Annotated in this window: 10 protein-coding genes; 9 read left to right on the plus strand and 1 reads right to left on the minus strand. The window is 39.8% G+C overall.

The window, feature by feature from the left end; all coding sequences use genetic code 11:
• Positions 1-30 precede the first annotated feature (30 nt).
• From AC4D4A_RS14690 to AC4D4A_RS14700, 3 genes are all read left to right on the plus strand, one after another.
• A complete protein-coding gene (locus AC4D4A_RS14690) occupies positions 31-1,173 on the plus strand; it encodes a cysteine desulfurase family protein (protein WP_490996582.1) in 1,143 nt (380 codons plus the stop codon).
• A gap of 20 nt (positions 1,174-1,193) precedes the next feature.
• On the plus strand, positions 1,194-2,309 hold the full coding sequence (gene mnmA, locus AC4D4A_RS14695; RefSeq protein WP_490996674.1) for a tRNA 2-thiouridine(34) synthase MnmA: 1,116 nt from the start codon (positions 1,194-1,196) through the stop codon (positions 2,307-2,309).
• A gap of 91 nt (positions 2,310-2,400) precedes the next feature.
• On the plus strand, positions 2,401-5,088 hold the full coding sequence (locus AC4D4A_RS14700) for a cation-translocating P-type ATPase (protein WP_490996583.1): 2,688 nt from the start codon (positions 2,401-2,403) through the stop codon (positions 5,086-5,088).
• A gap of 12 nt (positions 5,089-5,100) precedes the next feature.
• Here AC4D4A_RS14700 and AC4D4A_RS14705 read toward each other — a convergent pair whose 3' ends face one another.
• Entirely contained in the window at positions 5,101-5,811 is a 711-nt protein-coding gene (locus AC4D4A_RS14705; RefSeq protein WP_490996584.1) for a GDSL-type esterase/lipase family protein, read from the minus strand.
• Positions 5,812-6,054: 243 nt separating this feature from the next.
• On the opposite strand from AC4D4A_RS14705, the gene AC4D4A_RS14710 reads away from it, so the two are divergent.
• From AC4D4A_RS14710 to alaS, 6 genes are all read left to right on the plus strand, one after another.
• The gene (locus tag AC4D4A_RS14710) at positions 6,055-6,711 is read left to right on the plus strand and encodes a tetratricopeptide repeat protein (RefSeq protein ID WP_490996585.1); all 657 of its coding nucleotides are present in this window, start codon (positions 6,055-6,057) and stop codon (positions 6,709-6,711) included.
• A gap of 16 nt (positions 6,712-6,727) precedes the next feature.
• Positions 6,728-9,154 (plus strand): SF1B family DNA helicase RecD2, encoded by a 2,427-nt coding sequence (gene recD2, locus AC4D4A_RS14715; protein ID WP_490996586.1) that lies wholly within the window; start codon positions 6,728-6,730, stop codon positions 9,152-9,154.
• Positions 9,155-9,242: 88 nt separating this feature from the next.
• A complete protein-coding gene (locus AC4D4A_RS14720; protein WP_066105409.1) occupies positions 9,243-9,431 on the plus strand; it encodes a YrzR-like zinc ribbon domain in 189 nt (62 codons plus the stop codon).
• A gap of 32 nt (positions 9,432-9,463) precedes the next feature.
• Positions 9,464-9,595, plus strand: a complete 132-nt coding sequence (locus AC4D4A_RS14725) for a YrzQ family protein (protein WP_077248072.1) — start codon at positions 9,464-9,466, stop codon at positions 9,593-9,595.
• A 113-nt stretch (positions 9,596-9,708) separates the two neighbouring features.
• Positions 9,709-10,776, plus strand: coding sequence for an AI-2E family transporter (locus tag AC4D4A_RS14730; RefSeq protein ID WP_490996587.1), 1,068 nt, complete (start codon positions 9,709-9,711; stop codon positions 10,774-10,776).
• A 348-nt stretch (positions 10,777-11,124) separates the two neighbouring features.
• Entirely contained in the window at positions 11,125-13,764 is a 2,640-nt protein-coding gene (gene alaS, locus AC4D4A_RS14735) for an alanine--tRNA ligase (RefSeq protein ID WP_490996588.1), read from the plus strand.
• The last annotated feature ends 19 nt before the right edge of the window (positions 13,765-13,783 follow it).

Below are 13,783 nucleotides of genomic sequence, written 5' to 3' on the forward strand. Positions count from 1 at the left end.
AATTTTGTTTAGGCAAAGGAGGTATAGGCCATGGAACGGGTTTATATGGATCATGCAGCGACAACGCCTATGCATCCAGAAGTTATTGATGTGATGACGGAAGTTATGAAAAATACTTACGGGAATCCATCAAGCATTCACCAATTCGGAAGAGAATCGAGAAAGCTTATTGATGATGCAAGAAGAGTGTTGGCTGAAAGTATTGGTGCACAAATAGATGAAATTATCTTCACAAGCGGTGGTACAGAAGCAGATAATGCAGCAATTTATAGCAGTGTACAAGCTATGAAGAATAAAGGCAACCATATTATCACTTCGGAAATTGAACATCATGCCGTATTGCATACATGCCAGGCTCTTGAAAAAGAAGGGTATGAGGTTACGTATTTGCCTGTCAATGAAGAAGGACAGGTAACTGTAAGTTCCGTTCGGGAAGCATTACGAGATGATACGATTTTAGTGACGATCATGTTCGGAAATAATGAAGTGGGCACCATTCAGCCTATTCAGGAAATTGGTAGGCTTTTGGCTGACCATCAGGCATTGTTCCATACAGATGCGGTACAGGCTTATGGAATTATTCCTATATCGGTTCAGGATTTAGCTGTCGATTTCTTAAGTGTATCTGCACATAAAATTAATGGTCCGAAAGGTATTGGCTTCTTATATGTGCGAAAAGGCGTACCATTTAAGCCGTTGTTGCTTGGTGGTGAGCAGGAAAGAAAACGCCGGGCAGGAACTGAAAATGTGCCTGGTGCAGCTGGCTTTGCAAAGGCGGCTGAGCTGATGTCACATACACGTGAGGAAAAGGCGAAGCAGTATAGAGCCTTTAAAGAAGTAATGCTTTATGTATTTGACGAAGCAGGTATTAATTATTCCATCAATGGAAAGCTACATGATTCACTGCCGCATGTACTGAATATTAGTTTTCCAGGAACGAGTGTTGAGGCTTTCTTAGTCAATATGGATTTGGCAGGTGTGGCTGTTTCAAGTGGTTCTGCCTGTACAGCTGGATCGATTGAACCATCGCATGTTCTTGTCTCGATGTTTGGAAAAGATTCAGAGCGTACAAAGAATTCAATCCGCTTCAGCTTTGGGCAGGGTAATACGGAACAAGAAGTAGAAAAAGCAGCGAAGATTGCTGTAAATGTGATAAATCGATTAGTGAAGTAAATAGGTATGAGGTGAAGTGTATAATGAAATCCCCGGCGGAAACTAGAGTTGTTGTCGGAATGTCCGGTGGAGTGGATTCCTCTGTTGCAGCTTATCTTTTAAAAGAGCAGGGCTATGACGTTGTAGGAATTTTCATGAAAAACTGGGACGATACAGATGAAAATGGCGTTTGTACAGCTACGGAGGACTATGAAGATGTCATCCGTGTTTGCAATCATATTGGGATTCCCTACTATGCAGTCAATTTTGAAAAGCAGTATTGGGACAAAGTGTTTACGTATTTCCTTGAGGAATATAAAGCGGGACGTACTCCAAATCCCGATGTGATGTGTAATAAAGAAATTAAATTTAAAGCATTCCTTGAGCATGCCATGAATCTGGGCGCAGATTATTTGGCAACAGGCCATTATGCGCGTGTTGCTTACCAAGATGGAGAATATAAAATGCTTAGAGGGTTGGATAATAATAAGGATCAAACCTATTTTCTAAACCAATTAACTCAGGAGCAATTAAGCAAGGTTATGTTCCCAATTGGTGAGTATGATAAGCCAAAAATTAGAGAAATCGCCTTGGAGGCAGGCCTGCCAACAGCTACTAAGAAAGATTCCACAGGTATTTGTTTTATCGGCGAGCGTAACTTCAAGGAATTTCTTGGGCAATATTTGCCGGCTAAACCTGGTGAGATGAGAACGATGAGTGGCGAACTAAAGGGTAAGCATGACGGCCTTATGTATTATACATTGGGACAGCGTCATGGACTTGGAATTGGCGGAAGCGGTGAACCGTGGTTTGCGGTTGGGAAAGATTTAGAAAACAATGTTCTATTAGTAGAGCAAGGCTTTCACCATGACAGCCTCTATTCCGATTCTATTATCGCTGACAAAATGAACTGGATTTCTGAAAGGAAACCAGGTGATACATTTGAGTGTACGGCTAAATTCAGATATCGCCAGGCAGATAATAAAGTAACAGTAAAAGTATTGGATGACAATCAGGCAGAAGTAATTTTTGCTGAACCAATCAGAGCGGTGACTCCTGGGCAAGCCGCAGTATTTTATGATGGTGAAGTCTGCTTGGGTGGAGGTACCATCGATAAAGTTTATAAAAAAGGTTTAAAACTTGATTATGTTGGGTAAATAAAATAGCCAATTGAATGTGGATAGTCTGTTTCGTAGAGAAACAGGCTATTTATGTTCTGTAAAAATATACATATGCAGGTGATGAAAGATGGACGTGAAGAAGTACGATTATTCACTTTCCAAAAAAGAAGTTCTCGAAGTATTTGATACAGATGCAGAAAGGGGGATAACAGAAAAAGAAGCAGAAGCAAGATTAAAAGACTATGGAAAAAATGAATTCGGAGTAGAGCAAAAAAATTCATTGTTAAAAATGATTGCCCTGCAATTACATAACACACTTAATTACATATTGATGGTTGCCGCTTTATTCTCATTTATAGTGGGTGAAGTGAGTGACGGTTTAATTATTACATTTGTGATTATTATCAACACCATTATTGGTGTAGTCCAAGAGAAAAAGGCAGAAAATGCATTGGACGAACTAAAAAAGTTAGCAGCACCGAAAGCCTTGGTAAAGAGAGAAGGGAATGTCAGGGAAATTGATGCATCCTTGCTCGTACCTGGTGATTGTGTCTTACTTGAAGCTGGAAGGACAGTACCGGCTGATATTCGTATCATTCAATCCCATTCCTTGAAAATTGAAGAATCTGCTTTAACGGGTGAGAGCCTTCCGGTAGATAAGGATGAGAATTGGACTCTGGAAAATCCTGATCAGCCACTTGGTGATTATCTTAATATGGCATTCATGTCTACTCAAGTTACAAATGGCCGAGGGATTGGAATTGTGGCCGCAACCGGGTTGAATACAGAGGTGGGGAGAATAGCTGAAATGCTTCATAGTACTGAAACCAGCAAAACTCCTTTGCAGAAAAATCTTGATCAGCTCGGGAAAAAGTTAAGTTATTGTGCCATTATCGTCTGTGTCGTTATGTTCATGGTAGGATTAATACAGGGACGAAATCCTGGAGAAATGTTTATGATTTCCACAAGCCTTGCTGTTTCGGCTATACCTGAGAGTTTATCGACAATGGTCATAATTGTTTTAACGCTTGGGGTAAGGCGTCTCATTAAACAAAAGGCAATCATACGGAGAATTCCGGCAGTTGAAACTTTGGGTTCGGTTAGCATGATTTGTTCAGATAAAACAGGAACACTGACTTTGAACAAAATGAGTGTCGTTGAGCGTTATGTTAATTTAAAAGTTATCGAGGAAGATGTACCATATACTGCGGATGACCAAAGGTTAATTAATCAATTTGCATTATGCTCGGATGCCACTTATGAACCGGAAGAAACCGGCGACCCGACAGAAGTGGCTTTTGTTAAAGCAGCACATGTGAATGGTTACACAAAGTCTGATTTGGACAAAGAATTTCCGCGTGTAGCTGAAATTCCGTTCGATTCAACTAGAAAAAGGATGACTACTATACATAAAGATGGCGATGGATACATTGTACTGACAAAAGGTGCAGTAGATATCCTGCTAGAGAGAATAACCACTATTCAACTAGATAGCAAAATAGTAAAAATGACTCCGGAATACATAACTAAAATTAATCAAGCTGTGATGCAGATGTCCAACCGTGCTCTTCGTGTAATGGCTTTGGCAGGAAAAAGAGTTTCAGCTGAAGCGGTTTCTGAACTGAATGAAGAAGAAATAGAGAATGGTTTAACGTTTTATGGAATGGTAGGCTTGATGGATCCTCCTCGCCCAGAGGCAAAACTTCAAATTGAAAGAGCTCATCGTTCAGGAATTGAAGTAACGATGATTACAGGTGATCATCCGCAAACAGCGATTGCGATTGCGCACCGTTTGGGTATAACGGAATCTGATAAAGTTATCACGGGTGCAGAATTGAATCAAATGACACCTGAAGAATTGAAGGAAGCAGCAGTCGATACTCGTGTATTCGCCCGGGTATCGCCGGAGCATAAAGTCCAAATCGTTCAGGCCTTTAAAGAAAATGGGCATATTGTTTCGATGACCGGTGATGGTGTGAATGATGCTCCTTCCTTAAAAACAGCTGATATTGGAGTTGCTATGGGACAAACAGGCACAGATGTTGCCAAGGGTGCCTCTGATATGGTTCTAATGGATGATAATTTCACCACGATTATAAAAGCGGTTGAAGAGGGTAGGAATATTTTTGCTAATATACGAAAATCTGTTCTTTTCCTTGTTACAAGTAACTTTGGTGAAGTGTTAGTGCTCTTCTTTGCCATCTTGCTTGGCTGGCCGACACCGCTTTTGACCGTCCATATTTTATGGTTGAATTTAGTTGGTGATTCTATTCCAGCCTTTGCGCTTGGTGTAGATAAGAATAAGGATGTTATGCTGGATAAACCAAGGCCTAAAAAAGAAGGTATTTTCACGAAGGATTCAGTCATCTTCCTGATTTTAAATGGTTTGTTGATTGGTGTAGCTTCTCTCTTAGCCTTCCTAATTGGGTTGAAATGGGCTGCTGGAATTGATTCCATATTCGATTTACAATTTAATGAGCTTACAGACCATGAATTGAGAGTCGGACAAACGGTTGCCTTTATGGCACTAACCTTTATTAGTTACATGCAAGTATATAATGTCAGGCATTTACGTAAACCAATCTGGAAAACAGATGTGTTCAGCAATAAATATTTAAATTGGTCAGTCATAGGTGTCATCTTGTTGCAATTGGCAGTTGTTTATATCGAACCTTTTGCCAAATTACTCAAGATTGAACCGATTGGCTTGAAAGAATGGATCTTAATCTTCTTCTGTACAATAGGAACCATTGTCGTGAATGAAATTGTTAAAGGCTTCTTAAGATTCTATGAAAAAAGAAAGGCTATGGAGTAAACAATCCATAGCCTATTTGATTTCGTCGCTGATCCGATTGGCAATCAGACGGTATCCCTTGTTATTTAAATGGAGGCTATCACTGAAATAGTCTTTTTTTGTTTTATCCTGAAACAAATCATCTGTTGGTACGAAGGTGATAGATGAGTAGTTACTGACCGTTTCTTTTAGATCGTGATTCCAGTCATCTAAAATTTGGTCAAGGCGATCATCATTAGGAAATGGATTATATAACCCAACAACAATAAAAGGGACGTCATTGTCAAGCAGGCGAATGCTTTTCAAAATTTCATCTATATTATCAAGATAATCTTTTTTCTCTTTCTTTATAGTAGCGTGATTGATGGTTTGAAAATCACCGCCCAAACTTGTACGTAAATCATTAGTGCCTATAAATAAGATAATATAGTCCGCTTCATTCACTTTTTCACTTATTGTAGGATTCGCTAATTGTTTGATAACTCCCTCTGACTCCTGACCTGGAATTCCATAATTATTGATTTTATAATTTTTATTGGAGGATTCGCTTTCTGAAATTTTTTCAAGCTGACCGACATAGCCCTCCTCATGGCGATCGCCCACCCCATAGGTTAAGGAATCACCTAAAGCCATAATGACATGTTCCTGATTGGCTTTTATCTTTTCATCTAAAAAGAAGGTATATCCGATATAAATCAGTCCGATTGTTAGTAAAAGTCCGGCGGCATATTGTAGTTTCTTCATATCTCTCACTCCCATAAATATACTTCTACCCAAAAACCAATTAATTTTAACAAAAAGTGTAATATTTTTATACTGTGTGATTAAGAGAGTAATCTAGGCATATTTAGGAAGGTAAACTGGTGGGATTTTCTATAACTTATAATGGATGGCGCACTGCTAGTCCAGATGCTTGTCTCTAGGACAACGGACTATCACTTTGTGGTATACTATTTCCATTCAGTTAGGAATGTAGGAGTGAATAGTATGGATAAAAATAAATTAGGTATTCAATATATGGAACAAGGAAAATGGGAGGATGCTGCAAAAGTATTTACCGAAATGATTGAGGAAAATCCAAATGACCCAGTAGGGTTTATCAATTTCGGCAATGTATTGGCATCGATGAACGACAATCAACGTGCGATTAAATTTTTTGAAAGAGCCATTGAACTGGATCCGGAAGCTGCGACTGCCTATTATGGGTTGGGCAGCATTTATTATGAGCTCGATGATTTAGTGAAGGCGAAGGATCAGTTTGAGCTGGCTATCAAAAAAGGAATTGAAACAGCGGATGTGATGTTTATGCTTGGTCTTTGTTTACTGCACTTAGACCAGCCGAAGCTTGCTTTACCTTATTTCCAAAGAAGTGTGGAATTAAATTCTGGTGATGCAGAGGCCCAGTTCCATTATGGGTTGGCTTTGGCCAGTGCGGAGTTGTATGACTTGGCGATTGATGCATGGAATAAGACGCTTGAAATTGATGAGTCACATGCAGATGCGTATTTTAACCTGGGTGTGGCCTACGGTGGGATTAAGGGAGATGCAGATAAAGCAATCGCTTATTTTGAAAAAGCGGTTGAAATCCAGCCTGATCACATCCTTGCTTTGAATGGGTTAAAACAAATGAAAGAACTGTTATAAACGGGAGGTGCTTCTTGTGGAACAAGAGTCGTTCGTCTTTTCCGACAATGACAAACCTTTCATCAAAGGAACACATTTGGTTACCATTTTTCATAATGAACAAAATTTATACTCGGTTGTACGAATCAGAGTGAAAGAAACGAATTTGAATTACGATGAAAAAGAAGCTGTTATTACCGGGTATTTTCCCCCTATTCATGAGGAAGAAATATACACGTTTTATGGGAAAATGAAAGAACATCCCCGTTTTGGGATTCAATTTCATGTAGAGACCTTCCAGCGTGAAGTTCCTGAATCAAAGGAGGGTGTGATTGCTTATTTATCCGGATCTCTTTTCAAAGGGATTGGTAAAAAGATTGCAGAATCGATTGTTGATAAACTTGGTGAAAAGGCAATCTCCAAAATTTTAGCGAATCCATCATTGCTTGATCAAATTCCTAAGCTAAGCGGTGAAAAGGCAAAGCAATTATATGATACACTGGCTGCCAATCAGGGTCTGGAGCAAATCATGATTAATTTATCCAGCCTGGGGTTTGGACCTCAGCTATCCATGAAAATTTATCAGGCTTATAAAGAGGATACGATATCCATCATTGAGCAAAATCCATACCAGCTAGTCGAAACGATTGAAGGAATTGGGTTTACCCGCGCAGATGAAATCGGCTTACAGCTAGGTATCGGAGGAAGCCATCCATCAAGGATCAAGGCAGCAATCCTCTATACACTTGACAGAACATGTGTACAGGATGGGCATTCGTATACAGAGGCAGAAGAGCTACTGATCAGTGTAAAAAGCCTATTGGAACAGAATCAAAATGTGACCATTACGTATGAACAAATTACGGATCAACTAATCCAGCTCGGTGAAGAAGGGAAGATCATTGGGGAAGATAAAAGGTTTTATATGCCGTCCCTCTACTTTTCTGAAAAAGGGATTGTAACGAATATTAAACGGATTATGTCTCAGGACTCATATGCCGATCAATTCCCTGAATCTGAATTTTTACTGGAGCTAGGTAAACTAGAAGAGCGAATTGGGATGGAGTATGCCGAGAAGCAAAAGGATGCAATCTTTAAAGCCTTACATTCTCCAATGCTGATACTGACAGGAGGTCCTGGTACCGGTAAAACAACCGTTATTAAAGGAATCGTTGAATTATACTCGGAATTACATGGGTTGTCCCTTAATCCAAAAGATTATAATAATGAAAATCCATTTCCGTTTGTTTTAGCGGCTCCAACAGGGCGTGCAGCAAAAAGGATGAAGGAATCCACAGGGCTTCCCGCCGTGACCATCCACCGTTTGCTGGGCTGGAATGGATCGGATGTTCAGCGTGATGAAGATAATCCAATCAGCGGAAGAATTTTAATTGTGGATGAGATGTCGATGGTAGACATTTGGCTGGCCAATCAGCTTTTTAAAGCATTGCCGAATGATATGCAAGTCATCCTCGTTGGTGATGAGGATCAGTTGCCTTCGGTTGGACCGGGTCAGGTATTGAAGGATTTACTTGCCTCTTCCGTTATTCCTGTAACCCGTCTGGAATCAATATTCAGACAGGAAGATGGTTCTTCCATTATTCAGCTCGCACATGCGATAAAAAACGGACAGCTGCCGCCAGATATTCGTAAACCGCAGGGAGATCGTTCATTTTTCTCTTGTTCCACTAATCAAGTAGCGGATGTGATTAGGCAGGTTGTAACCAATGCCCGTCAAAAAGGGTTCCCAGCCCGAGATATTCAGGTTTTAGCTCCAATGTACAGAGGGAGTGCCGGAATTGATTCTCTCAATGTCCTCCTGCAGGGCATTCTTAATGATAATCGCGATAAGAAGAAAAGGGAATTGGCTTTTGGGGATGTGGTGTATCGGGTTGGAGATAAGGTTCTCCAACTAGTGAATCAGCCTGAAAATGGGATTTATAATGGAGACATGGGTGAAATTATAGCGATAATCTATGCAAAGGAAAATGAAGATAAACAGGATCAAATTTTTGTCTCCTTTGATGGTATTGAAGCGAAGTATACGCGCCAGGAGCTCAATCAAATAACCCACGCTTATTGTTGTTCCATTCATAAATCCCAGGGAAGTGAATTCCCAATCGTCATTTTGCCAGTTGTTAAGAGCTATCACCGTATGCTAAGGCGAAACTTAATCTACACGGCCATAACAAGGAGCAAACAGTTCCTGATTGTATGCGGTGAAGAGGAAGCCTTGCGATACGGCGTCGGTCGTAGTGGTGAGGAAGAACGACGAACAACTCTGCTTGAGAAACTGCAGGAAGGGTTCCGTGATAAGGAAGTTATCTCCGAACCTGAAAATCCAGTTACTGAAGGTGAAAGTTCCAACGAAGATGGCTTGACGTATGAGCAAAAATTATTCCAAACAGATCCGATGATTGGGATGGAAAACATTACGCCTTATGATTTTATGATACAGGGTTAAAATACAAATGTTGGTCTTTAAGCTGAATGAATTCTGCATACAATGGACAAACTGGCAATTACACATATTTTTTTATGAGGTGATTGCTATGAAATGTCCGAATTGCTCCAGCAAAGATATCGGCAAGATTGGCGTGAATCAATATTATTGCTGGAATTGTTTTGTGGAATTATCTATCCAAAAAGGAATTATGCATGTCCATCAGGTGGAAGAGGATGGAGTGTTAAGTTCTTTAGATGATTTGTTTAGCGAAGAAGACCGACAGATGAGTCTTTGATTCGTACTTCCTAAATTATGAGGTGAGTTGCTATGAATAAAATGGTTTCGTCGTTAATAACCTTAGGAGCGGGAATGGCGATCTATCGGAGTATGTCCAATAATGGAATGCTATCCGGCCGTAATATGAGAAAGATTAAACGAACAATCATGAAGTCATTTTGATTGGTAGTTAAGGGTTTAAAAGGTAGATTCCCTACCTTTTAAACCTTTTTTTAGTGTTTGCCTTCAGAATCCCCATACATATTTTCTTTTAACATAAAGAAAATAGTATAGAGGTGGGATTTTTGAACATACAGATAAAGTGGTTTTATCGACTTGGATTTCTATTATTGTTATTTATCGTATTATTTGTTTTTTACTTGCTCAGACCAATTTGGTTTCCTGTTATACAGATTTTTCTAACTGCATTATCGCCATTCATTGGAGCGGCTCTTATTAGTTATCTCCTTCATCCCTTGGTGGAAAAAGTACATCAAAAAGGTTTGCATAGAGGTTTGGCAATTGGTTTGATTTATCTGGTGTTTTTTGGGGTAGTCGGCTATGGATTGTATAAAGGAATTCCAGTATTCATTAATCAAATGATTGACGTTGCGGAAAGAGCGCCTGAAATGGCAGAATTATACCGAGGTTACATAGCTCGTTTTCATTCACAAACCTCAAGTTGGCCTTTTGGTCTGCATGATCGTTTGGAACAAATCATTAGCTCTATGGAAATGAAATTAAGTTCTTCCATAACTGTATTAATAGAGGCGCTAAGTGGACTGTCGGATTTTTTCATCTTTGTGTTGCTCGTCCCTATCATATCTTTTTATTTACTGAAGGATGCTGAAAAGATTATCGACTTTGGATTAAGTATATTTCCTAAAAAGAGCAGAGGAACAATGAAAAAGTTTTTGAAGGATATAGACCATTCATTGGGCGGATATCTTCGCGGACAGCTCTTGGTCTGTACGATTGTGGGAACCTTTGCCGCTATACTTTTCTGGTTATTTGGTATGAAGTATCCTTTATTGCTGAGCCTTTTTATTGGGGTAACGAATATTATTCCCTATTTCGGACCTCTGATTGGAGCGGTTCCGGCATTGCTCGTAGCAATCACTATGTCGACTGGTATGGTCATCAAGGTGGCCATTATCATTATTGTGATTCAATTTCTAGAGGGAAATGTCATTTCACCAATTATCATGGGGAAAACGTTAAAGCTGCACCCACTTATTATCATTTTTGCTTTACTTGTCGGTGGAGAGATTAGCGGAATACTAGGTCTGATTCTTGCTGTACCTATTTTAGCCTTTTTGAAGGTTGCCATTACACATAGTAAAATATTAAGGAATAACCCTTAAACAATTCCTGAAACATTGACAAAGAAAACACTTATGACTATAATCCAACTTATAACGGATATATTGAAATATGTTGATGGACCGAGTATGTTTAAGCCCTTCCGAATGTAAATCCTATTTACATGAAAGAGAGAAGTCTCCACGGCTGAAAGAGACTTTGGAAGAAGAGAAACAGAAAGCTAGTCCGGAGTGCGGGCAAAAACCCGCCGTTTAAACCGCGTTAAGGTTTCTGAGGTGACGAAACTTTTTAGAGGTTTCGTAATCAGGGTGGTACCGCGAGTCAAGCTCTCGTCCCTGTTTTTGGGGATGAGGGCTTTTTTTGTGTATAAAAAAGGAGGATTCAATCTTATGAAGTACATGACTGGGGCAGAAATTCGTCAAATGTTTTTAGATTTCTTTCAGGAAAAAGGTCACAGAATTGAACCGAGTGCATCGTTAGTACCGGTGGAAGATCCGACACTGTTATGGATTAATTCCGGAGTTGCAACATTAAAAAAATATTTTGATGGACGAGTTATTCCTGAAAATCCAAGGATTACGAATGCCCAAAAATCGATTAGAACAAACGATATCGAAAATGTAGGAAAAACAGCTCGACACCATACTTTCTTTGAAATGCTGGGTAACTTTTCTATTGGAGAATATTTCAGAGAAGAAGCAATCAAATGGGGCTGGGAGCTATTAACAGATGAACGCTGGTTTGCTATGCCAAAAGACAAGCTTTATATCACATACTATCCAGCAGATACTGATACCCTTAAGGTATGGAAAAGCTTAGGCGTACCGGATAGTCACTTAATTCCGCTTGAGGACAATTTCTGGGAAATTGGTGAAGGCCCATCCGGACCTGATACTGAAATTTTCTTTGACCGCGGTACGAAATTTGATCCTGAAGATATCGGCATTCGATTAATTGAAGAGGATATCGAAAATGATCGTTATATCGAGATCTGGAATATCGTATTGTCTCAATTTAATGCAAATCCAGAAATACCGCGCAGTGAGTATCCTGAATTACCGAAGAAAAATATTGATACAGGAATGGGTCTTGAGCGGATGGCATCCATTTTCCAAAATGGTGACACGAACTTTGATACGGATCTATTCCTGCCGATTATCCATAAAACTGAAGAAATTTCAGGTCAAAAATATAGAACAAGTGCGGATAAAGATGTAGCATTCCGTGTTATTGCTGACCATATTCGTACGGTTGCGTTTGCAATAGGTGATGGAGCACTTCCATCCAATGAAGGACGCGGTTATGTTCTACGCAGATTGCTGCGCAGAGCTGTTCGTTTTGCTAAGAAAATTGGCATTAATAAGCCGTTTATGTATGAACTGGTTCCTGTTGTGGCGGATATCATGGTAGATTATTATCCAGAAGTTCAACAGAAACAGGATTTCATTGCGAAGGTTGTTCGTAATGAAGAGGAGCGTTTTCATGAAACCCTTCATGACGGTTTAGCCATACTTGCGGAAGTTATTGAGGCTGAGAAGAAAAGGGGCAGCGATATAGTAAACGGATTTGATGTATTCCGTCTCTATGATACCTATGGATTCCCAGTTGAATTAACAGAAGAGTATGCAGAAGATGAAGGCATGAAAATTGACCGAAAAGGTTTCGAAAGAGAAATGGAAGCTCAACGGACACGTGCACGTGCTGCACGCCAGGATGTAGACTCCATGCAAGTACAAAGTGGTATTTTGGGAGACATAAAAGTACAAAGTAAATTTGTTGGATATGAAACCCTTCAATGCCCGGCTACAGTGGAAGTAATCATTAAAAATGGTGAAAAAGCGGACGATGCCATGGCGGGAGAAGAAGTTCAAGTTATTTTTGACCAAACACCTTTCTATGCTGAAAGCGGCGGACAAATCGCGGATAAAGGATTCTTTGAATCTGAAGACTTACGAGTATTCGTGAAGGATGTTCAAAAAGCTCCAAATGGCCAGAACTTACACACTGTTATCGTAGAATATGGATTGCTGAAGGAAGGTACGTATGGTAAAGCGGTTGTAGATGAAGCAAATCGCCGTAAAATCATTAAAAATCATACAGCAACTCATTTACTGCATCAAGCATTAAAGGATGTACTGGGCACGCATGTTAATCAAGCAGGTTCTTTAGTAAGACCAGATCGACTTCGTTTTGACTTTTCTCATTTTGGACAAGTTACCGAAGAAGAGCTTGAACAGGTTGAGCAAATTGTAAATGATAAAATATGGAAGAGTATCGATGTAACGATTGAAAATAAACAGATTGAAGAAGCAAAAGCTATGGGGGCAATGGCTCTATTCGGTGAAAAATATGGCGATATCGTACGTGTTGTCCAAGTAGGAGAATACAGCCTTGAACTTTGCGGTGGCTGCCACGTTCCTAATACATCTGCTATCGGGCTTTTCAAAATTGTCTCTGAAGGTGGAATTGGAGCTGGCACTAGAAGGATTGAAGCTGTAACAGGCGAATCTGCCTATCTTCAATTAAAAGAACAAATTGGTGTTCTTCGCCAGGCAGCAGCTAAAGTTAAAGCTAATCCAAAAGATTTGCCTGCTAAAATTGATTCTCTATTAGGCGAATTAAAAGACGCACAAAAAGAAAATGAATCATTAGCAGCGAAGCTTTCCAATATCGAGGCAGGAAATATTCAATCCAAAGCTGAAACAATTAATGGTGTAACGGTTTTATCAGCGAAGGTAGAAGCTCAGGATATGAATAATTTAAGAAATATGGCTGATGACTTAAAGCAAAAGCTTGGGTCCTCCATTATTGTCCTTGGAAGTGCGCAAGGAGAAAAAGTAAACTTAATTGCTGCAGTTACAAAAGACTTAATAGACCAAGGATACCATGCCGGTAAAATCATTAAAGAGGTAGCAGCACGCTGCGGAGGCGGCGGAGGCGGACGTCCTGATATGGCTCAGGCCGGCGGTAAGAACCCTGATGATTTAGAAGCAGCGCTAGAGCTGGTAAAAGAATTGGTTAACAAATAAAAACGGGGCAAAGGATTTG

This window comes from Pradoshia sp. Z5_111 (assembly GCF_058267535.1).